The following is a 25,182-nucleotide window of genomic DNA, read 5'->3' on the forward strand; positions in this document are numbered from 1 at the left end:
CTTCAGTCCTGCCAATTAGACAGACTGAATCACTGCTATCCTTGAGTCGCAACTGCCGCGTTTTTCAACAAAATCGGCCATGTCCAGACATCGCCGCAGCGGACAACTACTTTGGCTGCCAACGGACCAGGACCTCGGGTTTCGGCGTTTCACCGACCGGCCAGATGTGCAGCTCATATCGATCTTTCCCCTGAACCCCATTCACACTTGCAAGCCCAAACGAGAGGAAGGCTGCACCATAAAATCCGGGTAAAACGGGAATTGAATAGGCTTCCGGCCAATAGTCAGAGCAGCCTGCGACCATCAGCCGACGATCCGTTGTGAACAGTCCGGCCTTCACGGCGTGGTCCGCGCGCGCAACTTGATGCGTCAAAGCGGGAGCAACGTCGTGCAAGACCACGCGCAGCGGCACTGTTGTGTTTCGTTCGGTGGCGAAACCCAAGATGTGTTCGCACGCGATGAAGCGGTCTGCCAGCGCGCTCGGCGCCTTCCAGGCATCCGACCAATCAACGTCCGCTTTGAGATCAGAGAGGTAAACCTGGAAATAGTCTGCGAATGTTTGCAGATCGGTGTCCGCACCCATATCACACGCTCCGATCAAAGCCTTCAATAGACGAAGTGAGAGATTCAGCAACAGCGGCGAGGTCGGCTCGGAGCCACAACCCGACATCGCCAAACGGAACGATGACGATCCCAGTCATCCGGCCGATCGGTAAAACCGTTTCAGAAACTCATCGATCTCGCTATCGCCCGCTTGCCAACATGGGCCACGCTCGTTTGTCAAGAGACAGAGGCCGAGCAGTTCTAAAGGGCCATTTGCGAACAAGTTCGAGCGTTCCTTTCTTCGCGGCCCAATGCTCCTGGCCATCGCTATTGGTACGTTCAACGAGATATCCGAGTTTCGTCAGCGTGAGATATGCCGGAACGTCGGTATTGCCTGCTGCCGCAATCCGTTCTTGCACCATCTCGTTCCTCACGCCAGTTGAGCCAGAAGTTGGCTACCGCCCACTCATCGCAATCGACCTTGCCGGCATTGCGCGATGACCGCAATGGGTCAAAATGCGAAGAACTCAGGTTGAGCAAATCTGGTCCGCTCCGGCTCAACGAGCGGACTTCCAACTGGCAAGGCGCAACTTCGCAGATGGGCCAAAACCGGACCCTTGCACGGCAGCATAGAGAAATTCATCATTAGAGGCCGCGCGAGCGGAACTATGCTTCCGGAACTCCGGCTAAGCGCATGCCCTCAATGATGCGTTCGCGCCCGGCTCGGTAAACAGGATTGTCGCTGTTTGCATGGGTGACATCACGGTAGCGGCGTATGGTGAAACGTGGATCGAGCGCAAGCCCCGCATTCACTGTAGCCTGTGCTTCGTCCAACTTACCGAGCCGCGCGAGTAAGGCCGCAAGATCGAAATGGGTGACGGAATAATTCCGGTTTACCTCGATGCCCCGACGCAGCCAGACCACAGCTTCGGCATCAGCGTTGAGCTGCGCCTTGGCAAGGCCGACCCAAACTAACCATCGATGAACCATGGTGTCGCGGGGAGAAAGGCGGAATGCCTCGTTGATGTGAGATTCGGTTTCTGCGCCCCGACCAAGAAAATACTTGGCGAGACCGATCATAGCGTGGGCGCGGGCCAAATTGCGATCCAGCGTCACCGCGTGGTCACACTCAGCGATGCCCTGAGATGCGCGTCTCGTAAATATTTGCACAGTGCCTAAAATCGCGTGAGCAGAAGCATGGTTCGGTGAAAGGGATAAAACCTTTGTTATGGTTGTCTCTGCCGCCGCAAGCCGCGCTGAATAGTCGTCAGTCATGACGGCAGACCCAAGTGCAATATCGACCCGCGCCAAACCGACCATGGCCTCGACATTTTCAGGATCGAGCGCAATGGCTCTCTCGAAGAAACCGCGCGCTTGTGCCACCCAATTGGGGGTCAGCCCCTTGTTGAACCAACTGTAACCTTGGAAAACCAGGTCCATTGCGTCTGGGTGCGGTGAGCGCTCCGCTCGGCGCGCCTCGGCGGAAATGAGTTCGGCGTCCAGCGTATTGGCTAGCCTCGATACGATTTCGTCCTGCATATCAAAGAGGTCGGCGACGGGCTTGTCAAAACGCTCCGCCCAGAGGTGGTTGCCAGTTTCGGCGTCGACCAATTGCGCATTCACCCGAAGGCGATTGCCAGCGCGCTGTATCGAGCCTTCGAGCACATACCGGACGTTCAACTCACGCCCCAGCTTCTTTACATCAATGGGTTTGCCCTTGAAGGTGAACGCTGTGTTGCGTGCAATCACGAACGCCCCGCTGATGCGCGACAAGTCCGTGGTGAGGCTCTCGGTCACGCCATCGACGAAATAGTCTTGCTCCCTATCGTCACCCATGTTCGCGAACGGCAACACCACAATGGAAAGATGGGGTGCCCCAGCTGAGCTTGGGGTAATGCTACTAACCCGTGCGCCAAGTCCACCCCGGACCACAGCATAGGCATGTATCGGACGGGCTATGTTCTTGAGTATCTGCTCACCCAGATCGATGAACCGGAGTTCGAGCCTGTCCCGGACTTGATCGTGGGCCGAAGACGAGATGCAAATCCCGCCCGGCTCCGCGATGCCTTCGAGACGCGCCGCAATATTGACGCCGTCACCAAAGATATCGTTCTCTTCGATGATAACATCACCGACGTGAATCCCGATGCGAAATTCGATCCGTTTGTCCTGCGGCACATCGGTATTTTGTTCTTCCATGCCGCATTGGATTTCGCGGGCACATCGTAAGGCGTCTATCACGCTGGCGAACTCAACGAGAGCGCCGTCCCCGGTATTCTTGACGATGCGTCCGCGATAATCAGTGATCTTGGGATCGAAAAGCTTTTTTCGAATAGCTTTCAGTTGCGCCAGCGTGCCTTCTTCGTCGATCCCGATCAAACGGCAAGAGCCCGCGACATCCGCCGCCAGAATAGCCGCCAATCGCCGCTAGCGCCGCAGCACCTTGCCGTCTTCTTCATTCGTAAAGCGATATGACAGCCGCTCCCCGGCCGGGCAGCGATAGGCGTCCTCCTCTGGCAAATAGGCAAAGTCCTGTTTACCGAAGCGTCCGTCTGCCTTAGCGCCGGACGTTAGCGGTTTGGGCAGAGTTACTGTGATGCCTGCTTCGTGGCACGCGAGGATCTCTGGGCTGTTGAAGTAGCCGCGATCGGCTACCGCTTCGAGCGTCTCGGTCTTGAGAACAGCCTTCGCCTGCTTGGCCATATTGGCAAGTTGTGCCCGATCCGAGCCGCTGTTCGTCACCTCATGCGTCACAATCAGATGGTGCTCGGTGTCTACGGCGACCTGTACGTTGTAGCCAACAACGCCAGAGCCGCGGCCGCTCGTTGCCATCGAGCGGCTGTCGGGGTCGGTCAGCGAGATTTGCTGGTCAAGCGAAGCAAGCATTTGCTTCTCGTAGACGGCAAGCTTGCCCATTTCCTCCTTCAGCTTTGTCAGCTTCTCGGTAAGCCTCGTCACCTTCGTGGCCAGCGCCTCCGTCGGCTCCTGGCGGTCGGCCGTGTCAAGTTGGCTGAGATAGCGCGCGACGCTCTCCTCCAACTGAGCACGCCGTCGCTCCATCTTCGCGCGCGTGAAGTTCCTGTCCCGGTTGTTCACGGCCTTGAACTTGCTGCCATCGATGGCGACGCTCGCCGTCGCCAGCAGACCAATGTCTCGGCAGAGTTCGACGAAGCGCGCACATACCTTGCGCAGCGCCAGGCCGTTGTCGTTCCGGAAGTCCGCAATCGTCTTGTGATCGGGAGCGAGCCGACCCAGCAGCCACATCACCTCGACATTGCGCCCGGCCTCTCGTTCCAGCCGCCGACTCGGCTGTACCCGGTTCAGATAGCCATAGATGTAAAGCTTAAGGAGCACCGAGGGATGGTACGACGGCCGACCCGTGGCCGCCGGCTCCACACCCTCAAAGCCCATCTCAGCCAAACCGAGCGCATCGACAAATACGTCGATCACGCGAACTGGGTTGCTCTCGTCAATGAAGTCATCGAGGCATTCGGGCAACAGCGTCCGCTGCCCACGATCCGCCTCTTCAACGAAGCGCCTCATCGATTCCCCCAAAGAATCACAGGAGAATCATAACAGCAGTCCAGTGTTTTCACACAGCCAGGGTCACGAGCGGTCCTCAGCGGGTCGAGACCGAATGTCTGCAACGGGCCAATAGGCCCCGACAAGTGGCGCATTGAGGGTCGGAATGGCCCGACCGATGGCGATCAAAGGCAAACATGCGATTTCCGCCGCATGATTGATGATTGCGAACGGGGGCCGCGGACCATAAAAGCATATCGCCGCCGTCACAGGTAAGGCGGGTACCATATTGCAAACGGCGAATTCCAATCTCCAGCGTCATTAAGCACGAGCAATATCGCCGCTCCTCGCGAAGATGCGTTTCCGTTGAAAATTGAGAATTGGATGCCGCGGCTGACGCGCTCCTCTCCCTTGAAATAGGCCGAAGTCTTCATCACTCGCGAAGCAACATCGGCCGTGCAACCCCGGACAGGAATGTGACGTTGAACAAGCGCAAGGATTACGTTCAGGTCGCGGGGATGCTTAGAAAGAAGGCCATCGAGTTCCCGGACGAACGTCACGAGCTTGCCCGCACAATCGTCATGACCTCCATCCTGCGCCAACAGGCGGCGACGCCAAGCCGCCGGTGCCGACGAGCACTAATGCCAGCGTGACTATCCAAATCTTGCGCATCGTAGGTTATTCGCTGCTCGCGGTGTGCCGACGCCAAAAGTGAACTCAGAAAACAAAACGGACAGGAAATCAAACCCGGACGATTTCGAATGCGGTTTTTACATGCCGTCAAGGATGACCGCTGTGGGTCAAAGGCAGCGGTCAGCCCCTCGGTCGGGCGACGTCCGGCTTCCCTCAGACAGCAGACATGGCAATGGTTCTCGTGGTGTTCAGCTCAGGGCGAACAGGCGACATTGCACGCTTAGGATGATATGAAAGAGGTCGCCAACTGAGGCGGTCTAACGGGAGAAGCTGATGCCAAATTGGATAGGACCACTCCTCGTCCTCATAGCTCTTGTCGGGTTTATTAGCTTTGCGGTTCGGCAGGGCACAAAGACGTCACGAGATCGGACAGACAACGGTGGCAGCGATCTGCCGGGGATGGGCGGCGGCGGAAATGGAGCTTAAGCCGCTGCTAGAATGAAACTAGCCAACCGAGGGGTCGAGTGCCGACTCTCGACGAGATGCTCATCGATTGTCCGTTATGGGTCAAAGTCAGCGGTCCGCACAGGAGGCGATGACTTCTGCTGTGGCCCCGACTACAGACCTACCGCTGCACCGCGCCAACGGATGCGATGGGCCATTTCCGGACGTCAAATCATTGCTTCTTTTCTCGCTCGGCAAGCCGCCCCATCGAGAAAAACTTCTCCTCATGTGCAGCAATGGCCTCCTCAACAGTCTCGAACCATTCACTGCGTTCAATCGGCTCGACTTCGATAAAAAGCTCAGCAAATTGGCGATCGAAGCCGGATCGTGCGTCGCTCGCTATCGGCAGAGTATAGAAGTCGGCGCTCTGGACGCAAAAAAGATGCGACGCAAGGTCCTCAAAGCATCGGAAGTGCACTGCTCTTTCAGCGTCAATTCGCTTCCAGATAGATAGTTCTCTATACATCGGCGTTCACCACTCCTACGCTTCCACTCGACCAGACTGATCAGGAACAAAATGACTAACCTTGGCATGCCTATCGAGAGCTTTATCATAGAGCGCTTAGACGCGGGTGGCTGGCGCATTACAGAGCGTCGCGCTGATCTCACGGACATCCCTGTTGCCGACTTTGTGTCACTCCGTGACGCGCAAGAATGGGTACAGTGGAAGCAGGGCGTTCCGAAGCTCAACCCTTACGCTGTCGAATAGGCCAACGGGCGCAGCTTCCGGTTTGGGTCATGAGCGCCAATTGTCGGCACGGCGGGTTACTTCCGATTTCCCCCGATGAGCCGACAACAGAGACGCTGCACGGACCTGCACCTCTGGGCCACATTCGGACATGTGCGTCGTTAAGCTGACGAAGGTCCTTCAACAATCTTCCAATATGAGTCCTTGCGGATCACCTCGTCCGCGCGAAAAGTGTAAAAGTCACATCCTCGGACCTCGATCTTTTTTCCTTCGCCTGTAGTGCCCGTTAGCGTCCATTTTGAAATGCCCGTGTTTGCCATCGTATCCACAAAATGCTCGGCGTCGCCGTAGTGAACATCGGGTAAGCCTTCAAAGCGCGTCGCGAGCCCGTCTCGTACGTTGCGTTTGCCCTCGAAGCGGGAGCCCCAAGGCTTGCTTCCCCTCGGCATCTCCAAGACACAATCGTCAGCAAAGAACTCCATGATGGAATCCAAGTCGTGCGCGTTGAACGCTTCACACAGCGCCGTCAATTTCGATCGAATGTCCATCCTTCCCTCCATCGAGTTCCCGGAAGGCATACAATAACACAAGCGCACGCAGGTGAGTTGAAGGGCCGATTAGACGTCTGGTCGATGTCGCCTTCGGGTCACAAAGCGCCCTCCCCAGGACAGGACGGCGCATCCGCTGCATCAGTGAGAACAGACAGCGGCCTTGTCAGCACATGCCACCGCCATCATCCGGCGCACGCATAGCGCACTCTAAAGCGCCGGCAAGCCGGGCGGCGACTTGCGCTTGGCGGAGGCTTGCTCATACGCGTAGGCCAGGCGAAGTAGCTTGTGCTCGCTCCAGGCAAGGCCTGCGAAGGTGACGCCGAACGGATAATCGGGCGTTTCCTTGCCGTCGTCTGTCCCCGAAACGAACCCGCCCGGCACCATGACGCTGGGATAGCCGGCCCTGGCGGCGATTGCGGCGCCGTATGCGCCGGGGAACAGGACGGCGTCGAGCTTGTGCCGGCTCATATAGGCATCCATGCCGCGCGTCTTGGCCGAGAGCAGGTCCATGGCGCGCGCCGATTTGTACTCGCGCTCGCTGAGATCGCCCCTGGTCATCTCCGCGGCGAGAAAGTGGTCCTGGCCGAAACGCAGCGCCCTGCCCGCATTCGCCTCGTTGAAGGCGACGATGTCGGCCATGGTCTTGATGTCCGTGTTGGTCGCCCATTCCTTCAGATAGAGATTGAGGTCGTGCTTCAGTTCGTAGAGGAAGACGACCGGCGGTCGGGCAATCGTGCCTTTGTGGGCGCTCAGCGGATTGCGGTTAAGCACGGCCATGGTCGTGCCCGGCCCGCCGATCCAGCCTGATGTCGGCATGCTGGCACGCACGACGACGGCTCCGAGATCCTCCAGCACCTGGATCGCCTCAGTCATCAGCTTGGCCGACTTCGGTGGCAGCTTGCCGTAATAGCAGTCGTTCAGCGGGTCGACATGGTCGCTCGGCACGCCAATGCGCACACCTTTCATCGCATCGCGCGTCAGACCGGCGGTGTAATCGGCCGGCCGCCGCTGCTTTTGCGTCGCCGGATCGAGCGGGTCGTTGGCCGCGAGCACGTTGAGCAGCAGCGCCGCGTCGCGCACGGTCCGCGTCATTGGCCCCGCGGTGTCCTGGCTGTGCGAGATCGGCACGATGCCGGCTCGGCTGATCAGCCCGACCGTCGGCTTCACGGTGACGAGGCCATTCTGGCTGGCGGGAAAGAGCAGCGAGCCCGAGGTCTCCGTGCCGATCGAAGCCGCACACAAGCCTGCCGCCACCGCGACCGCCGAACCCGCGCTCGAGCCGCCCGGGGACACGACGGGGATGCCGTGATCGTCGGCCAGCGCCGGCGCATAGGGATTCTTGACCTGACCGCCCAGCGACGAATAGCCGTAGGGCATGTCGACCGCGAGCATGTTGGAGAACTCGGTCAGATTCGCCTTGCCGAGGATCACCGCGCCGGCCTCGCGCAGCAGCTTGACGAGCGTTGCATCGTCCCGTGCGCGCGCGCCTTCTAGCGCCAACGATCCCGCCGTGGTCGGCTGCGCGTCGCCGGTCGCGATGTTGTCCTTCACCAGGATCGGGATGCCGGCCAGCGGCCGCTCGGCCGACGGCTTGACGCCGTCGAGCCTGCTCGCGATCGCGAGTGCGTCGGGATTGAGCGCGCGGACCGCATTGAGCTTGGGCCCGTCGCGGTCGTAGGCTGCGATGCGCGCGAGATAGGCTTTGAGCAGCGCCGTGGCAGTGACATGTCCGTCAGCCAAAGCATGAGCGATATCGCTCATCGACGCATGATCGAGCCTCGCATGATCAAGCTTTGGGGAGATCGGCGCCTCGGCGCTGACGGCCGCCGCGGCAATGCCGGCATTGCGGCGGGATGATTTCTGCACGGCTGCCTCGACCGACGGCGCGCGTCTCCACCACGAGACTCGAGCATGCCATCATGCCAGTGTTTTGCCCGACGGGTCAACTTTCGGGCGCATCGCGTCGATCACACAGGCGCAACGTGCAAGCCATTGAAATGACTGACCCCGGCTACTGTGCATGGGGTTGTTTTTCAGGTTTTGTTTGGAGCTGCCCTCTCCAACGCGTGGAGAGGACACAGCAGACGCCGCCTATTCCCAATACCAGGCGGAGAAGTCGTTCTCGAACTGCGGGACTTCTTTCCAGACGCCCTTCAGCTTCTTGTTGATGACGGTGGGCCATTGCGGCTGGAACAGGTAAGCCGAGACTGCATCGGTCGCCAGCATGCGCTGGGCGTCACCGAGCAGCTTGGCGCGGCCGGCTTCGTCCGGCGTCGAGACGATCTGCTTGTAGAGCGCGTTGAACTTCTCGTTGTTGTAACCGAGGTAGTAGTCCGGCTCCGTGATCTTGACGAGGTCGAACGGTTCGACATGGCTGACGATGGTGAGATCGAAATTGTGCGGGCCATTGCCGGCGAAAACCTGCGACAGCCATTGCGCCCATTCGACGTTTTCGATCTTGGCGGTGATGCCGACCTTGGCGAGCTGGGCCGCGACGATCTCGCCGCCTTGCCGCGCATACGGCGGCGGCGGCAGCTTCAATGACAGTTCGAGCGGCGTGGTGACGCCGGCTTCAGTCAGCAGCTTCTTGGCCTTCTCGGGATCGTACGGGTTGATGCCGGTGGTGTCGACATAGCCGAGCGATCCCGGCGTGTAGAAGCTGCCGATGGGCGTGCCGTAACCCTCGACCGCGCCGTCGATCAAGGCCTTGCGGTCGATCGCGGCAAGGATGGCGCGGCGAACGCGGACGTCGTCGAGCGGCTTCTTGCGATGGTTGATGGCCACGATGGTCTTGGCCCTGGAGCCGCCGATCAGCACCGTGAAGCGCGGATCAGACTTGAACTGAGCAACCACGCGGGTTGCGATGCGCGGGAACGCGTCGACATCGTTCGAGAGCAGCGCCGCGGCCTGCGCCGCCGGATCGGAGATGAAGCGGATCGTCACCTTCGACAGCTTGATCGCGGAGGCGTTGCGGTAGCCGGCCCATTTGTTCAGCGTGATCGAAGAGCCCTTGGCCCAGGCGCCAAGCTGGTACGGTCCGGTGCCGACCGGCTGCGTGACATTGGTGCCAGCGCTCTTCGGCTCGACGATCGAGCCGCCCGCCTGCCCGAGCAGGAACGGCAGGTTCGGCTCGGAATATTTCACGGTGATCACGACGGTGTCGGCGTCGGGCGTCTCGACCTTCTCGAAGGCCTGGTACAGGCTCTTGTCCTTGTTGGTGCTGGTCGGCGCCGCGTTGCGCTCGAACGAGAACTTCACCGCAGCGGAATCGAACGTTTCGCCATTGTGGAATTTGACGCCCTTGCGCAGCTTGAACGTATAGGTCTTCAGATCGGGCGAAGCGGTCCAGCTCTCGGCGAGCAGCGGCGAGGTGGAGCCGTCCTCGTTGATCTTGGTCAGCGTCTCATAGATGTTGTAGAGCGTGACCTCTGCGATCGCGGCCGCGGCGGCATTGGTGGGGTCGAGCCCCGGCGGCTCCAGCGTCATCCCCATGACGACGCTGTCCTTCTTGCTCTGAGCCAGCACCGGCAAAGGCGCCGCGACGAGCGCAGCGGCAAAGGCGACGATCGATAATTTCCTGAACATGCGCGAACTCCCCGGCCAATCCTGTTCCCAGCTTAACGCCAATCCTGCCCCGAACACTAACCTTCCATGGCCGCCTGCGGCAACGCCATCACGGCCTCGGCCTTGTGGCAGGCGGCAAGGTGCCCCTCGCCCACCTTGCGTAACTCAGGCGGAACCTCGCGACAATGCTGGTCGGCAAGAGCGCAGCGCGATGCATAGGGGCATCCGGCCGTCGCCGCCGATTGCGAGGCGATCGCCTGGGCTCCGCGGCGGCGCCGGCCACCTCCGGCGCGCGCCCGCGGTACCGCATCCAGTAGTGCCCGCGTATAGGGATGGGCGCAGCGCTCGAACAGATCCTCTGGCCGGCCCTGCTCGACGATGCGGCCGAGATACATCACCGCGACCTCATCGCAGAGATAGTCGACCACGGCGAGGTCGTGGCTAATCAGGATGTAGCTCAGGCTGAACTGCTCCTGGAGGTCCTGCATCAGGTTCAGCACCTGGGCCTGCACGGAGACGTCGAGGGCCGAGACCGGCTCGTCGGCGACGATCAGCTTCGGCTGGGTAATCAGGGCACGCGCAATCGCGATGCGCTGGCGCTGGCCGCCGGAGAATTCGTGCGGATATTTTTCCATGTCCGCATCGCGCAAGCCGACCTGGCGCAGCACCGCGGCGACGCGGTCGCGGAACGTGGTGCGGTCGGCACCTTCCAGCACGGTCAGCGGCTCGGCGACGATCCGCGCGATGGTCTGCCGCGGATCGAGCGAGCCGTAGGGATCCTGAAACACCATCTGGAAATCGCGCCGGGCCCGGCGCAGCTCGTCGGCCGGCAAGCGGTTGAGATCGCGCCCGAGCAGCGCGACCTGTCCTGCGGTCGGCCGCTCCAGCGCCATCACGACGCGCGCGAAGGTGGACTTGCCGGAGCCGGACTCGCCGACGATGCCGAGGCTCTTGCCGGCCCGGACCTGCACGCTGACGCCGTTAAGCGCGCGCACCTGCCCCGGCGGACGGAACAAACTCTCGCGCGGCAGCGTGTAGCGCTGCTCGAGATCCCTGACGTCGAGAAGCGGGGCGATGCTCATGCGGTCAGCGCTCCGACGCGCTCGGCCATCGACACGTCCGTTCTGATGCAACGCGCAAAATGGCCGGGGCCGACATCCACCATCGGCGGCAGCGCGGCACGGCACTGGTCGATCACGAGTGGACAGCGATCCGAGAAGGTGCAGCCGGACGGCAGATCGGCGAGCTCCGGCACCGTGCCGGAGATCGTCTTCAGCCGCGTCCCCTTGCGCGCGCCGAGCTTGGGCCGGGCACGGAACAGGCCCTGCGTGTAGGGATGGCCCATGCGACGGAACACCTCGTCGGTCGGGCCGCTCTCGACGACGGTGCCGCCATACATCACCATCATGCGCTGGACGTTCTCTGCAATGACGCCGAGATCGTGCGAGATCAGGATCATCGACATGCCGCGCTCCTCGACGAGGTCGGCGATGAGGTCGAGGATCTGGCCCTGGATAGTGACGTCGAGCGCGGTGGTCGGCTCGTCCGCGATCAACAATTCCGGCTCGCAGGCAAGCGCCATCGCGATGGTGACGCGCTGGCGCTGGCCGCCGGAGAACTGGTGCGGATAGGCATCGACACGACGCGCGGGGTCGGGCAGCCCGACGCGGTCGAGCAAAGCGATTGCTTCCCGACGTGCCTGCGCCGCCGAATAATTCTTGTGACGGCGCAGCGGCTCGGCGACCTGGTTGCCGATCGTATGCATCGGATTGAGCGCAGTCATCGGCTCCTGGAAGATCATGCTGATGCGGTTGCCGCGCAGGCGGCAATAATCCGCATCCGCAAGTCCGACGAGCTCGTCGCCGTCCAGCTTGATGCTGCCGGTGACGACGGCACTGTCCGGCAGCAGCCCCATCAACGACAACGCCGTGACCGACTTGCCGCAGCCGGACTCGCCGACGAGCCCGAGCGTCTCGCCGCGCCTCAGCGCAAAGCTGACACCGCGCACGGCGTGCGCCGGCCCACGGCTGGTGTTAAGGCGGACGCCGAGATTTTCGACCTCGATCAGCGGCGTGTCGGAGCGCTCGGCCATCGTCATCGCTCCCGCGCCAGCCGGGGATCGAGCAAGTCGCGCAGTCCGTCACCGAGCAGGTTGAGGCCGAGCACCGAGATTGCGATCGCAACGCCCGGATAGACCGCGAGCATCGGCGATTGAAACAGCAGCGTCTGCGCGTCGTTGAGCATCCGCCCCCAGGACGGCTGCGGCGGCTGGGTGCCGAGGCCGAGATAGGACAGCGCGGCCTCGGCGAGAATGGCGAGCGCGAACTGGATGGTGACCTGCACGATCAGGATCGACAGGATGTTCGGCAGCACATGCTCGATGGTGATGCGGAAGCGCCCCTTGCCCGCCGCGCGTGCCGCGAGCACGAATTCACGCGCCCAGATCGCATTGGCGGAGCCGCGCGTCAACCGGGTCAAGGTCGGGATCTGGAAGATGCCGATCGCGACGATCGAGGTCACCATGCCCGGCCCCACCACGGCGGCGAGCATGATCGCGGACAGCACGGCCGGAAAGGCGAAGGTGAAATCGGAAAAGCGCATGATGATCTCCTCCGTCCAGCCGCGCCGGGCCGAGGCGATCAGGCCCAGCGTGACGCCGAAGGTAAGACCGATGCTGACAGCGATCACACCGACCATGATGGTGGACCGGGCGCCCGCAAGCAGCAGCGAGACGATGTCGCGGCCGAAGGAATCGGTGCCGAGCCAATGCGATGCCGAGGGCGGCCGGAGCTTTGCGGCGATGTCGATCTCGTAAGGCGACCACGGCGTCCATACCAGCGACAATAGCGCCGAAGCCAGCACCAGAAGGCTCAGCGTGCCACCGAGGACGAAGCTGCGGTGGCGCAGCGCGCGGCGCCAGAACGTGCGCGCCGGCAGCGGACGCGTTGCGACGGGCGCGTCGATGGCGATGGGCGCGCTCACAGGTCGTGCACCTTGATGCGAGGATCGATGAAGGCATAGAGCACATCGACCACGAAGTTGACGATCACCACCATCGCGGCGAGCAGCATCACGCAATTGCGCACCACGATCAGGTCGCGGTTGGCGATCGACTGGAAGATCAGGCGGCCGAGGCCCGGCAGGTAGAACACGTTCTCGATCACGATGGTGCCGGCGAGCAGATTGGCGAATTGCAGCCCCATCACGGTCATCACCGGGATCATGGCATTGCGCAGCACGTGGCTCCACAGCACCTCGCGCTTGCCGAGGCCCTTCGCGCGGGCGGTGCGGACGAAATCCTCGCGCAGCACTTCGAGCACGGCCGAGCGCGTGACGCGCGCAAGGATCGCGGCCTGCACCACCGCGAGCGAGATCGCGGGCAACAGCAGCGACTTGATCCCCGGCCAGATGCCGTCCTCCCAGCCGGCAAAGCCACCGGCCGAGAGCCATTGCAGCCGCACCGAGAACAGCAGCACCAGGAGGATCGCGAACCAGAAATTCGGCAGCGCGATGCCCACTTGCGTCAACGACATCACGCCGACATCGCCGAGCTTGTTGTGGTTGGCGGCGGTGTAGATGCCGGCCGAGAGCGCCAGCGTCACCGTGATCGTCATGGCCATGATCGCGAGCGGAATGGTCAGCACGAGCCGCTCGGCGATCAGGCTGCCGACCGGGGTGCCGTAGACGTAGGAATTGCCGAGATCGCCGACGAGGAGGCCCTTGATCCATTGCACGTAGCGAACGGCCAGCGGCTGGTCGAGCCCGAGCTTGACGGTGAGCGCGCGCACCGCGTCCGGCGAAGCGTCGGCGCCCATCAGCATCTGCGCTGCGTTGCCAGGCAGCGCGTCCAGCACCAGGAAGATGATCAGCGATGCGCCGACCAGCGTCGCCAGCAGAGTCAACAGACGTCGGAGTACAAAGACGCTCATGCGCGCTCGGCTTCAGGGCTCACCCAGGCCACGATCAACATGTCCGGACGCCTTAAGCAAGCTCTTTGCTGCATCTCCATCTCCTCAAGACGGCCAGCGGGACAGAAGGTCGCTTGACGCCTCGAACAGAGCGCTCACGCGCAGCAATTCCGCGTCGGCCCGGAAACGGCCGACCAGTTGGAGCCCGATCGGCAGCCCGTCGCGGGCAAAGCCCGAGGGAAGGCTGACGGCGGGATGGCCGGTCATGTTGAACGGCATGGTCCAGGGGAACCAATGCGGCCGGACGCTGTCGAAATGCCTGCCGTCGATCTCGATGCTGCCGAACAGATCCTGCTTGATCGGCAGCGCGGTACGCGTCAGGGTCGGCATCGCCAGCAGGTGACCGCGCGCAAGCAGCGATTGCACGCGGCGGAACAACGCGGTGCGCGCGAACATCGCCTCCTGATAGTCGATGCCGCTGACTTCGCTGGCGAGCGCGAGCTGCTTGAGGAAGGCTTCGCTCAGCTCGTCCCGATGCTCGGCCGCAAGCTTGGCAAAGCGCGTGCGCCAGACGGTGTGGTTGATGGCGCGCCAGATCGGCTCGATGTCGAAACCCTCGCCGGAGAATTCCTCGAGCTCGGCCCCTAACCCGGCCAGCCGGTCGAGGCTCACCTTGAAATTGGCGGCGACTTCGGCCGACACCGGACGGCCCGGCGGCGTCAGGCAGTACAGAATCCTCAGACCGCGCAAATCACCATGCGGGGCGGCGGTGCCGATGAAGTCGGGCACGGGCACGCCGATCGACCAGGGATCGATAGGATCTTCGCCCGCCATCGCCTGCATCATCACCGCAGTATCGGCGACGGTGCGGGTGGTCGGCGTGACATAGGTCTGGTTGCCGAACACGTCGAGGGCCTGGCTGTGCGGGATCACGCCGTTGCTCTGCTTCAGGCCCACCACGCCGTTGCAAGCGGCCGGAATTCGTGTCGAGCCGCCGCCGTCGGTCGCAATCGCGAGCGGCGCGATGCCGCTCGCCACAGCGACCGCCGCGCCGCCGCTCGAGCCGCCGGAGGATCGGCGGGCGTCCCACGCATTGCGGGTCCGACCGAACAAAGGTGAATCGGTGAGGCACTTGCTGCCGAACTCCGGCGTCGTGGTCTTGCCGACCAGGATCGCGCCTTCGCTGCGCAACCGCGCGACGGCGACGGCATCCTCGGCCGGCACATTATCCTTGTAGGGAACGGCGCCGAAGGTGGTCTTGACCCCCTTGGTATTGACGATGTCCTTGACGGATACGGGGATGCCGTGCAGCAGGCCGAGCGGTTCACCCGCCATCACCTTGCGCTCGGCTTCGCGCGCCGCTGTGATCGCCTCGTCGCCGCACAACGTGATGAAGCAGTTCAATTCGGGCTGGAGGGCCTCGGCGCGGGCAAGCACTGCGCGAGTGAGCTCGACTGGCGAGATTCGCTTGCCCGCAATAAGGCCGCGCAGCTCGGTCGCGGACAACAGACAGGGATCGCCGTTCATCGTCACATCACGCTCCGAAGCAGGGCCGCCATTGGCCCGAAGACATTGACAGCGAGAATGACAGTTTTGTTAACTCGCCGTCCAATACGATTTTTATCGCCAACCCATACGCTTTCGGTATGCCAATGGATCTTCGTCGGCTCCGCTATTTCGTCGCCGTCGCCGAGGCGCGCAGCATCGGCAAGGCGGCCGACCAGCTCCGGATGGCGCAGCCGCCGCTCTCCGTCCAGATCCGCAAGCTCGAGGCCGAGATCGGCGCGCCACTGTTCCGCCGCGGCACCCGCGGCATGGATCTGACCGAGGCGGGCCAGGCGTTGCTGGCGCGCGCCAGCGAAGCGCTGGCGCTGGCGGCCGACGGCGCCGAAGCCGCGCGCGCGGTTGCTTCGGGACGGCGCGGCCGGCTGGCGGTGGGTTACATGTTCGTGCTGGCGAATGCGATGCTGCCGCGGCTCATCCCCGAACTGCGTCATGCGGTTCCCGGCGTCGACCTCAGCTTCGTTGAGCTCAGCGCATCGACGCGCGAGGCCCGCGTGCTCGACCGCAGCGTCACGGTCGCGCTGTGTATGCCCGCAATCAATCATCCCGAGATCCAGGTGGCAAAGATCGGTGCACAGCCCTTCATGCTGGCCATGCCGATCCGCTCGCCGCTCGCCCGCTTGAGCTCCGTGCCGATGGCCCGGCTGCAGGGCCGTCCGCTGATCGCACTCCCGCATCCGGACCATGGGCCCGCCTCCTCCGCGGTCGTCCCTTTATTGCGTCGGCACCAGGTGGTGATGCCGATCGCCAGCCGGGTGGAGACGGTGCATTCTGCGATGAGCCTGGTTTTGGCCGGCGAAGGTCTCGCCATCCTGCCGGCCTGCGCACAGCTCGGCGCGCCACGCGGAGTCGTGTTCAGACCCCTGCGTGACGTCGCTGACGCCCTCGACATCGCAGTCTGTTGGCGGCGGGACTCCCACAGTCCGCTGATCGGAACCTTCCTCAAATGTGCCGAGAAGGCCGTCGCGCGGATGTGACGTGGACTACCAGTCCCAACTGATCTCGTGGCTCCAGGGCGGATCGGCGCCCGGACGGGTGCAGGTCAGGCCGGCACAATTGGCGGCGAAGGACAGCGCACGGCGGAGTTCGTCCGCGCCGATGTCCTGCAATCTCGGCCGGGCGATTCGACCCTGCTTGTACAGGGCGAACAGCAGCGCCGCCTGAAAGCTATCGCCGGCGCCAATGGTGTCGGCTACCTCGACCTTTGGTGCTTGCACTTCGATCTGCCCTGCCTGCGCATGCCAGGCGATGGCGCCGTTGTTGCCGCGGGTGATGACGACGAGGCTGGTGCCCTGCCCCAGCAATGTGCTCGCGCGCTGCTGATACGGCTCCTCGCCGAAGAGATAGGCGAAATCGACATCCGACATCTTGATGAGATCGGCACTTCCGGCGAACTCGGCCATGCGGGCGAGATAGCCCGGCTTGTCCTTGACGAGATTCGGTCGGCAGTTCGGATCGAAGGAGATCGTGGACGACGCCCGCGCGTCTGCGATCAGCGTCTTGGTCTCGGCCGCACCCTGGTCGTTGACCAGCGTGGTCGAGCCGACATGGACGGCCTCGATCGTATCGAATGGAATGGACCCGCGCCGGTACGTCCAGCTCCGCGTCGCGGTCTCGGCATCGTAGAAGGCGTAGTGCGACTCGCCTTCGACAATGCGGACAAAGGCGAGCGTGGTCTGGTGGTCGCTGCGGGTGGCGAGATCGAGTGCAACCTTCGATGCGGAGGCATGATCGGCGATCATGCGCCCGAACAGGTCGGTCGAGATGCCGCCGACGAAACCAGTTGGCGCGCCCAGCCGCGCCATGCCGATCGCGACGTTGAGGCAGGAGCCGCCCACCGCGGGCATCACCGCTTCGCGCCCTTCGACGTTTCGCGTCGGCACGAAATCGATCAGCGCGTCGCCGCAGGCAATCAGCATGTCCTTCAACCTCTCGCGACGCTGCGCATCGCGGCACGGCTGCCGCGATCGAGATCGCGCAGCAGCTTGTAGACCTCGCGCTTGCGGGCGTGAAACGCGGCCATATCAGGCGCGGTCGGCTCGCTCTTGCGCCCCAGTGCCGACATCTTGGCCATGGTCTCGCCGATCGAGGCGTAAGCGCCACCGGCGACCGCCCCGAGCATCGCGGCCCCCAGGAGCACCGGCTCCTTGGTCTGCGGCAGCGCGACCGTGAGACCGGTGGTGTCGGCCATGATCTGCCGCACCAAAGGACTGCGGCTGGCACCGCCGCCCATGATCATGATGCTGGAGCGGACCCCGTGCGCCGCAAAAGCCTCGATGACCTCCGCAAGCCCGTAGGCAAGACCGCAGAGGCCGGCGACGAACAGCCGTTCCATCGCGGCGATGTCGGTGTCGAGATCAAGGCCCGCGATCACCGCGCGCGTGTCGGGATCGGCATAGGGCGAGCGGTTGCCAATGAATTCCGGCAGCACGTGGATGTCGCGCGCCAGCAGCGCGGCACGGCTGGCATCACCGGAGCGCGCGATGATGCGGCGCTCGAGGAAATCGATGAGATCGAGGCCTTCGCTGCGTGCCGCCGCGCTCGCCTCGCCATGGCCGGGATGCGACTTGAGGAGGTGATCGATCGCAGCGCCCGCGGCGGACTGCCCGCCTTCATTGAGCCAGAACTCCGGCACCATGCCGGAATAATAGGGCCCCCATACGCCCGGCACAAAGCACGGCTCCTTCGTCGTCGCCATGATGCAGGCCGACGTTCCCATGATGTAGGCGAGACGATCGCTGACATCGCTCGTACCGCCCGCCCCGTCACGGCCACCGATCGCACCGATGCCGCCGGCATGGGCGTCGATCAGCGAGGCGCCGACCGGGGTGCCCTGGGGAAGGCCGAGCTCGACGGCTGCTGCCGGCGTGAGACCTTCGCCGAGGCGCGTACCGGGCGCAACGATTTCGGTGCCGATGCGCGCGTATTTTTCGGCGACGAAGTCGGAGAGGCCGATGCGCTTGAAGAACGGCGCGCTCCAGCCGCCGCCGTCATGAGCGAGATAGTTCCACTTGCAGGTGACCGTGCAGGTCGAGCGCTGCAGCGCGCCGGTCGCCCGCCAGGTCAGATAATCGGCCAGATCGAAGAAGTGACCGGCGGCATCGAAACTCGCGCGCAGATGCCGCTTCAGCCACAGCAGCTTCGGCATCTCCATCTCCGGCGAGATCGAGCCGCCGACATAGCGCAGCACGGCATCCTCGGTCTCGTTGATCAGCCGCGCTTCGGCCGTGGCGCGATGGTCCATCCAGACGATGACGTTGCGCTGCGCCTCGCCGGAGGTGCTGACGGTGAGCGGCTCGCCTTGCGGATCGAGCACCACGAGGGAACAGGTCGCGTCGAAACCGATGCCGCCGATGCTGCCGGGCGCAATCGCCGCTTCCGCCATCGCCGCGCGCACCGATTTGGCGCAGGCCTGCCAGATGTCCTCCGACGACTGCTCGACGATGTCGCCGGCCTCGTGCCAGATCCTGATCGGATGCCGGGCCGTCGCGAGCAGCGTGCCGGCCTCGTCAAACACCCCTGCCCGCGTGCTCGTGGTCCCGACGTCGACGCCGATATACGCTCGCGGCATGGTATCTCCCGGTCCGTCCGTTTTGACGGTGAGCCTACCAGCAAGTGTAGCCGCCATCCACCAGCACGATACTGCCGGTCATCAGGCTCGCGGCCTCGGACGAGAGGAACAGCACGACGGAGGCGATCTCCTCGACCTGCCCCATGCGCGCCATCGGAGTTCCACCGATCCAGGCGTCATACATTCTTGGATTGCTCTTCACGAAGGCGTTGAGCGGCGTCTCGATATAGGTCGGCGCCACCGCGTTGACGCGGATGCCGCGCGCGCCCCATTCGGCGGCCAGCGACTTGGTCAGATGGTGCACGGCGGCCTTGGAGGCATTGTAGAAGCACTGCTCCTGCGGCTTGTTGACGATGAAGCCGCTCATCGAGCCGACATTGACGATGGCGCCGCTTCCGGCCTTCAACATGTGCTTGCCGAACTCGCGGCAGCACCAGAAGGTGCCGTTGAGATTGACATCGATGACGTTGAGCCAGTGCTCGTCGGTAACGGTCTCGGCCGGCGTCTCGCTCCGCGCGATGCCGGCATTGTTGACGAGGATGTCGACCTTGCCATGGCGGGCGACGAGATCACTTGCCACCTCCGCCACGCGTGTGGTGTTGGTGACGTCCATGATTGCGGTCTCGATGTCGTAGCCCTTCGCCCTCAGGCTGGCCTTGGCGCCGTCGGCGACCTTGCCGTCGCGGTCGCCGATGATGACCTTCGCACCGGCCTCGGCCAGCGCCTCCGCGCAGGCGAGGCCGATGCCCTGGCCGCCGCCGGTGATGAACGCGGTCTTGCCGCTCAGCCTGAATTTTTCCAAATACATGGTCGTCTTTCCGTCTTCTTGCCGTTTCTTGTCAGCCCCGAAGAGCGTTGCCGCTCTCATCGAACCGGTGAATGCGCGCAGGGTCGGGCATCAGTGACACCCGGTCGCCGGCATGCAGGCTCAATTCGCCGATGTAGCGCGCCGTCAGCATGCCGAGCGCGCCAGCATCGACGTAGAGGAAGGTGTCACTGCCGAGATGCTCGGCCACCGCAATGGTGCCCTGCCAGCCGCCACCGCCGTCGCGCTCGATCTTCAGATGCTCCGGCCGGACGCCGATCGTCGCTGCTCCTTTCTGCAGAGCGGGCTCGCCGGTGACGAAGTTCATCTTGGGCGAGCCGATGAAGCCGGCGACGAAGAGATTGGCGGGTCGCTCGTAAAGGTCCAGCGGCGAGCCATATTGCTCGAGCTTGCCGCCGTTGAGCACGACGATCTTGTCGGCCATGGTCATGGCCTCGACCTGGTCGTGAGTGACGTAGATCGCGGTGGTGCCGAGCTGCTTCTGAAGTCGCGTCACCTCGATACGCATCTGCACGCGCAGCGCGGCGTCGAGGTTGGAGAGCGGCTCGTCGAACAGGAATGCCTTGGGCTCGCGGACGATGGCGCGGCCGATCGCGACGCGCTGGCGCTGGCCGCCGGAGAGCTCGCGCGGCTTGCGGTCGAGGTAGGGCGTGAGGTTCAGCGTCGCGGCGGCCGCCTCGACCTTGCGGTTGATCTCGTCCTTCGGCAAGCCCGCCATCTTGAGGCCGAAGCCGATATTGCCGCGCACGCTCATATGCGGATAGAGCGCGTAGGACTGGAACACCATCGACAGTCCGCGCTTGGCAGGCGGCGTATCGACGACGTTCTTGCCGTCGATCAAGATCTTGCCGCCGCTGACGTCCTCGAGCCCCGCGATCAGCCGCAGCAGCGTGGTCTTGCCGCAGCCGGACGGACCGACGAACACGACGAAGGAGCCGTCGGCGATGTCGAGGTCGGCGCCCTTGATGATGTGCACGGGGCCGAATGATTTCTGCACGCCCTGAAGTGTGATCTGACCCATGATCCGGCAGCCCCTTTACTTCACCGCGCCAAAGGTGAGCCCGCGTACGAGCTGCTTCTGGCTGAACCAACCGAGGACGAGAATGGGCGCGATCGCCAGCGTCGAGGCCGCCGACAGCTTTGCCCAGAACAGCCCTTCCGGGCTCGAATACGAGGCGATGAATGTGGTGAGCGGCGCAGCGTTCGAAGTCGACAGGTTGAGCGTCCAGAACGCCTCGTTCCAGGCGAGGATCAAATTGAGCAGCATCGTCGAGGCCAGTCCCGGGATCGCCATCGGCGTCAGGACGTAGACCAGCTCGCGGCCGATGGTGGCCCCGTCCATGCGCGCGGCTTCAAGGATGTCGCGTGGGATCTCCTTGAAATAGGTGAAGAGCATCCAGATCACGATCGGCAAATTTCCGAGGCACAGGATGAAGATGAGGCCGATGCGGGAATCGAGCAGCCCGAGGCTCTTGTAGATCAGGTAGATCGGCACCAACACGCCGACCGGCGGCATCATCTTGGTCGAGAGCATCCAGAGCAGGATGTCCTTGGTGCGCTTGGTCGGCGAGAACGCCATCGACCAGGCCGCCGGAATTGCGATCAATAGCGCAATGAGCGTCGAGCCGCCGGCGATGATGATCGAGTTCATCGCGTGGTGCAGGTAGTCGCTGCGCTCCTGCACGGTCGCGTAATTTTCCGTGGTCCAGTGGAAGAACAGGAAGGATGGCGGGATCGCGAAGGCCTCCAGCTCGGTCTTGAAGCTCGCCAGCGCCATCCACAGGATCGGGAAGAAGATCAGGAAGCCGAACAGCCAGGCCGCCGCCGTCGATATCATCACCCGCCGCGTCGTCGCCATCCGTGCCATGTCAGGCCTCCAGGTTGCGGCCGACGATGCGGACCAGGAAGAAGGCGACGATGTTAGCAATGACCACCGCGACGAGCCCGCCCGCCGAGGCGCTGCCGACGTCGAACTGGATCAGCGCCTGCGAATAGATCAGGAAGGCGATGTTGGTGGTCTGCAGGCCGGGCCCACCGCCGGTGGTGACAAAGATCTCGGCAAATACCGTGAGCAGGAAGATGGTCTCGATCAGGATCACCACCGTGATGGGACGCGCGAGGTGCGGCAGCGTGATGTAGATGAAGGTCGAGACGGCGCTGGCGCCGTCCATCTCGGCGGCCTCCTTCTGCTCCTCGTCGAGCGATTGCAGCGCGGTGAGCAGGATCAGGGTCGCGAACGGCAGCCATTGCCAGGTCACGATCAAAATCACCGCAAACAGCGGCACATCGTTGAACCAATCGATCGGCGTCAGGCCAAACAGCGAGGCGAGCCAGGCGAACAATCCCGACACCGGATGCATCAACAGGTTCTTCCAGACCAGCGCACTCACCGTCGGCATCACGAAGAACGGCGCAATCACCATCAGCCGCACGAAATTGCGGCCGATCACGGGTTGGTCCATCAGCAGCGCCAGGGGGATGCCCAGCAGGATGGTCAGCGCCAGCACCGAGCCGACCAGCACCAGCGTGTTCTGGAGCGAGGCGAGGAAGGCAGGATCGGTGAGGAAGTAGCGGAAGTTTTCCAGGCCGACGAACGATTCCGAACCGGGATCGAGCAGGCTGTAGTGCAGCGTCGAGAAGTAGATCGTCAGCGCCAGCGGGACGATCATCCAGATGAACAGCAGCCCGACGGCCGGGGTCAGGAGCGACCGCGCAAGAAACTGCGTCTGCCGGGTTGCCATTCTTGGCGCTCCGCTCGGAGGAAGAAGGGCGGCCATCCAGCAAGGATGGATGGCCGCAAGTTTGAGCTCAGGGAGAGCTCGGGTTCACTTGATGTAGCCGGCGCGCTTCATCTCGCGCTCGGTAGCAGACTGCGCAGCCGTGAGCGCCGCATCGACCGTCATCGATCCCGCAAGCGCCGCCGAGAACTGCTGGCCCACCTGCGTGCCGATGCCCTGGAATTCAGGGATGGCGGCGTATTGCACGCCGACGTAGGGAACGGGCTTCACCGTCGGCTTGTTGGGATCGGCGGCGTCGATCGAGGCCAGCGTCAATTTCGCGAACGGCGCGACCTTCAGGTACTCATCGTTCTGGTAAAGCGAGGTGCGCGTGCCCGGCGGCACGTTGGCCCAGCCCTCCTTCGACGCCACCAGCTTGGTGTAGTCCTTGCTGGTTGCCCAGGCGATGAACTTCTCGGCGGCTTCCGTCTTCTTGGAGCCGGCAGGGATTGCGAGATTCCAGGCCCACAGCCAGTTGGCATTCTTGCCGAGCCCGGTGTTGGGCGCGAGCGCGAAGCCGACCTTGTCGGCGACCTTGGACTCCTTGGGGTTGGTGACGAAGGACGCCGCGACCGTGGCGTCGATCCACATCGCGCATTTGCCGGCGTTGAATAGCGCCAGATTCTCGTTGAAGCCGTTGGAGCTGGCGCCGGGAGGGCCGGCTTCCTTCATCAGGTTGACGTAGGTGGTGAGTGTCGTCTTCCATTCCGGCGTGTTGAACTGCGGCTGCCACTTTTCGTCGAACCAGCGCGCGCCATAGGAATTGGCCATGGCCGAGAGGAACGCCATGTTCTCGCCCCAGCCTGCCTTGCCGCGCAGGCAGATGCCGTAGGTGCCGGCGCTCTTGTCGGTCAGCTTCTTGGCGGCGTCGATCACGAAATCCCAGCTCGGCTTTTCCGGCATCTTCAAGCCGGCCTTCTCGAAGAGATCGGTGCGATACATTACCATCGAGCTCTCGCCGTAGAACGGCGCGGCGTAGAGCTTGCCGTCGGCGGAGACCGCGTCCTTGATCTTGGGCAAGAGGTCGGCGACGTCATAGTCGGCGCCGAGGTTGGCGAGCGGTACCAGCCAGCCCTTCTTGGCCCAGATCGGCACCTCGTACGTGCCGATGGTGAGAACGTCGAACTGGCCGCCCTTGGTGGCGATATCGGTGGTGACGCGCTGGCGCAGCACGTTCTCCTCCAGCGTCACCCATTTGACCGAAATATCAGGGTTCTTCTTGGTGAACTCACCCGTCAGCCCCTGCATGCGGATCATGTCGCCATTATTGACGGTGGCGATCGTCAGGGTCGTTTCGGCCATCGCCGGGACGGCCAGCAGCAGGCAAGACGCGCCGCAGACGGCGCCCAGGACATGTTTCACGGTGACCTCCCCTCAATTCGCGTTCTGGGCATATGCCCACGCGTTGGGCGTATGTTCGACGGGCGAACGGCAGTTGTCAAGCACGCGCGCGGGTGTTTGCGCAACTTATGAGTGCTGCGGTGCGGGAAGGACGGGAAGGTTTTGCTTCACCCACGGCTGTCGTGCTCCGCGAACGCGGAGCATCCAGTGGTAGGCACGCGAAGCGTAAGCGCTTTTACCGCTCCAGAATCGCTCTTGCCGTCGCCTCGTCCGTGATCAATCCGTTGATCAGCCCGCCGCTCAACGCGGCTGCAATTGCAGCCACCTTGGCCGCGCCTACCGCCGCACCGATGGTCGTGGTCTTCGCCGGCACTTCCGGCGGAATGCTGGTGAGGCGCTTGTTGGTGCCGGCCTTGAGCAGGCGGCCCTTGGCGTCATAGGCCCAGCCGGTAATCTCCCCGATGGCGCCCAGCCGCATCATCTCAAACAATTCGTCGCGGGTGACGAAGCCGTCGATGTGCACCTGCGCCTTCTGGTCCATCTGGCCGATGCCGACAAGGCGCAAATCCGCTTTGGCTGCGACCGCTTTCACCTTCGCGATCGGCTCGATGCGCACCATCTTGTTGCGCTCGTCCTCCGACGACATCAGGAACGGCAGCGGCATAGGATAGTGCCGCGCGCCGGTGCGGTCGGCGAGCCGGCCGACGGTGTCGTAGAAGCTCGCCGAGCCGTCGGCGGAAATGTTGCCGACCAGCGAGACGATCTGGTGATTGGGCCGCTCGATCGGCGTGACGCGCTCGACCGCGGCGCGCACCGCCCGCCCCGTGCCGAGCGCGACGATCACGGGCGTCTCCGAACGCAGCGTGGAATCGAGCAAATTGGCGCAGCGCTCGGCGATTCCAGCCACCGCCTGCGGCGCGGCCGGATCGGCCGGCACCACCTCGCAATGGACGAGGTCGAACCGTTGCTTCAGGCGCGCCGCCAGCTCCATGCAGGCCGCGATGGGATGTTCGAGCCGGAAGGTGATGAGCCGCTCGGCGAGGCACAGCGAGACCAGCCGCTGCGCCGAGGCCCGCGACACCTGGAGCATCTTCGCGATCTCGTCCTGGGTATGGCCGGCAATGAAATAGAGCCAGCCGGCGCGCGCGGCGTCGTCGAGTCTCGACTTGTCGTTCTCGGCGGCCATGCGCG

The 25,182-nt window shown here is 63.3% G+C and carries 21 protein-coding genes and 1 pseudogene; 2 read left to right on the forward strand and 20 right to left on the reverse strand.

What is annotated here, in order from left to right; all coding sequences use genetic code 11:
• Window positions 1–106: 106 nt before the first annotated feature.
• From ACM43_RS29880 to ACM43_RS29890, 3 genes and pseudogenes are all read right to left on the reverse strand, one after another.
• Window positions 107–583 carry a hypothetical protein gene (locus ACM43_RS29880; protein ID WP_271545114.1) on the reverse strand — a complete coding sequence of 159 codons (477 nt, stop codon included), beginning with the start codon at window positions 581–583 and terminating at the stop codon, window positions 107–109.
• 626 nt (window positions 584–1,209) lie between these two features.
• Window positions 1,210–2,964, reverse strand: coding sequence for an adenylate/guanylate cyclase domain-containing protein (locus ACM43_RS29885; RefSeq protein WP_271545115.1), 1,755 nt, complete (start codon window positions 2,962–2,964; stop codon window positions 1,210–1,212).
• 9 nt (window positions 2,965–2,973) lie between these two features.
• Window positions 2,974–4,086, reverse strand: a pseudogene (locus ACM43_RS29890) (IS1182 family transposase); the annotation flags it as partial.
• Window positions 4,087–4,547: 461 nt separating this feature from the next.
• Between ACM43_RS29890 and ACM43_RS29895 the strand changes: the two are divergent.
• Window positions 4,548–4,718, forward strand: a complete 171-nt coding sequence (locus tag ACM43_RS29895; RefSeq protein ID WP_271545116.1) for a hypothetical protein — start codon at window positions 4,548–4,550, stop codon at window positions 4,716–4,718.
• Between the two features lie 656 nt (window positions 4,719–5,374).
• On the opposite strand, the gene ACM43_RS29900 is transcribed toward ACM43_RS29895, so the two are convergent.
• From ACM43_RS29900 to ACM43_RS29940, 9 genes are all read right to left on the reverse strand, one after another.
• Window positions 5,375–5,668 (reverse strand): hypothetical protein, encoded by a 294-nt coding sequence (locus ACM43_RS29900; RefSeq protein WP_271545117.1) that lies wholly within the window; start codon window positions 5,666–5,668, stop codon window positions 5,375–5,377.
• Between the two features lie 383 nt (window positions 5,669–6,051).
• Window positions 6,052–6,438 (reverse strand): nuclear transport factor 2 family protein, encoded by a 387-nt coding sequence (locus ACM43_RS29905; RefSeq protein WP_036035076.1) that lies wholly within the window; start codon window positions 6,436–6,438, stop codon window positions 6,052–6,054.
• Window positions 6,439–6,648: 210 nt separating this feature from the next.
• Window positions 6,649–8,307, reverse strand: a complete 1,659-nt coding sequence (locus ACM43_RS29910) for an amidase family protein (RefSeq protein ID WP_271545118.1) — start codon at window positions 8,305–8,307, stop codon at window positions 6,649–6,651.
• 225 nt (window positions 8,308–8,532) lie between these two features.
• Window positions 8,533–10,026 (reverse strand): ABC transporter substrate-binding protein, encoded by a 1,494-nt coding sequence (locus ACM43_RS29915; RefSeq protein ID WP_271545119.1) that lies wholly within the window; start codon window positions 10,024–10,026, stop codon window positions 8,533–8,535.
• Between the two features lie 56 nt (window positions 10,027–10,082).
• Window positions 10,083–11,087 carry an ABC transporter ATP-binding protein gene (locus tag ACM43_RS29920; protein ID WP_271545120.1) on the reverse strand — a complete coding sequence of 335 codons (1,005 nt, stop codon included), beginning with the start codon at window positions 11,085–11,087 and terminating at the stop codon, window positions 10,083–10,085.
• Window positions 11,084–12,097, reverse strand: coding sequence for an ABC transporter ATP-binding protein (locus ACM43_RS29925; RefSeq protein WP_271545121.1), 1,014 nt, complete (start codon window positions 12,095–12,097; stop codon window positions 11,084–11,086). The genes ACM43_RS29920 and ACM43_RS29925 overlap by 4 nt, the downstream gene beginning before the upstream one ends.
• 2 nt (window positions 12,098–12,099) lie before the next feature.
• Window positions 12,100–12,987 (reverse strand): ABC transporter permease, encoded by an 888-nt coding sequence (locus tag ACM43_RS29930; RefSeq protein ID WP_271545122.1) that lies wholly within the window; start codon window positions 12,985–12,987, stop codon window positions 12,100–12,102.
• Window positions 12,984–13,934 (reverse strand): ABC transporter permease, encoded by a 951-nt coding sequence (locus ACM43_RS29935; RefSeq protein ID WP_271545123.1) that lies wholly within the window; start codon window positions 13,932–13,934, stop codon window positions 12,984–12,986. The genes ACM43_RS29930 and ACM43_RS29935 overlap by 4 nt, the downstream gene beginning before the upstream one ends.
• Before the next feature lie 84 nt (window positions 13,935–14,018).
• Complete coding sequence (locus tag ACM43_RS29940) at window positions 14,019–15,440, reverse strand: amidase (RefSeq protein ID WP_271545646.1); 1,422 nt, start codon at window positions 15,438–15,440, stop codon at window positions 14,019–14,021.
• 125 nt (window positions 15,441–15,565) lie between these two features.
• Between ACM43_RS29940 and ACM43_RS29945 the strand changes: the two genes are divergently transcribed.
• Entirely contained in the window at window positions 15,566–16,453 is an 888-nt protein-coding gene (locus ACM43_RS29945; protein ID WP_271545124.1) for a LysR family transcriptional regulator, read from the forward strand.
• 6 nt (window positions 16,454–16,459) lie between these two features.
• Here ACM43_RS29945 and ACM43_RS29950 read toward each other — a convergent pair whose 3' ends face one another.
• The 8 genes from ACM43_RS29950 to ACM43_RS29985 all read right to left on the reverse strand — a co-directional run bounded on the left by ACM43_RS29950 (window position 16,460) and on the right by ACM43_RS29985 (window position 25,177).
• On the reverse strand, window positions 16,460–17,395 hold the full coding sequence (locus ACM43_RS29950) for a carbohydrate kinase family protein (RefSeq protein WP_271545125.1): 936 nt from the start codon (window positions 17,393–17,395) through the stop codon (window positions 16,460–16,462).
• 5 nt (window positions 17,396–17,400) lie between these two features.
• Window positions 17,401–19,047: an FGGY-family carbohydrate kinase gene (locus tag ACM43_RS29955; protein WP_271545126.1), complete on the reverse strand. Its 1,647-nt coding sequence runs from the start codon at window positions 19,045–19,047 to the stop codon at window positions 17,401–17,403.
• Window positions 19,048–19,081: 34 nt separating this feature from the next.
• On the reverse strand, window positions 19,082–19,855 hold the full coding sequence (locus tag ACM43_RS29960) for an SDR family NAD(P)-dependent oxidoreductase (protein WP_271545127.1): 774 nt from the start codon (window positions 19,853–19,855) through the stop codon (window positions 19,082–19,084).
• Window positions 19,856–19,886: 31 nt separating this feature from the next.
• The gene (locus ACM43_RS29965) at window positions 19,887–20,894 is read right to left on the reverse strand and encodes an ABC transporter ATP-binding protein (protein WP_271545128.1); all 1,008 of its coding nucleotides are present in this window, start codon (window positions 20,892–20,894) and stop codon (window positions 19,887–19,889) included.
• A 15-nt stretch (window positions 20,895–20,909) separates the two neighbouring features.
• Window positions 20,910–21,740 (reverse strand): carbohydrate ABC transporter permease, encoded by an 831-nt coding sequence (locus tag ACM43_RS29970; RefSeq protein WP_271545129.1) that lies wholly within the window; start codon window positions 21,738–21,740, stop codon window positions 20,910–20,912.
• 1 nt (window position 21,741) lies between these two features.
• Window positions 21,742–22,614, reverse strand: a complete 873-nt coding sequence (locus tag ACM43_RS29975) for a carbohydrate ABC transporter permease (RefSeq protein WP_027571861.1) — start codon at window positions 22,612–22,614, stop codon at window positions 21,742–21,744.
• Between the two features lie 84 nt (window positions 22,615–22,698).
• Window positions 22,699–24,012: an ABC transporter substrate-binding protein gene (locus tag ACM43_RS29980; RefSeq protein WP_271545130.1), complete on the reverse strand. Its 1,314-nt coding sequence runs from the start codon at window positions 24,010–24,012 to the stop codon at window positions 22,699–22,701.
• A 214-nt stretch (window positions 24,013–24,226) separates the two neighbouring features.
• Window positions 24,227–25,177 carry a sugar-binding transcriptional regulator gene (locus ACM43_RS29985; protein WP_157282548.1) on the reverse strand — a complete coding sequence of 317 codons (951 nt, stop codon included), beginning with the start codon at window positions 25,175–25,177 and terminating at the stop codon, window positions 24,227–24,229.
• Window positions 25,178–25,182 lie beyond the last annotated feature (5 nt).

It is taken from the genome of Bradyrhizobium sp. CCBAU 45321, from assembly GCF_028128975.1.
GTDB classification, from domain to species: Bacteria; Pseudomonadota; Alphaproteobacteria; order Rhizobiales; family Xanthobacteraceae; genus Bradyrhizobium; species Bradyrhizobium yuanmingense.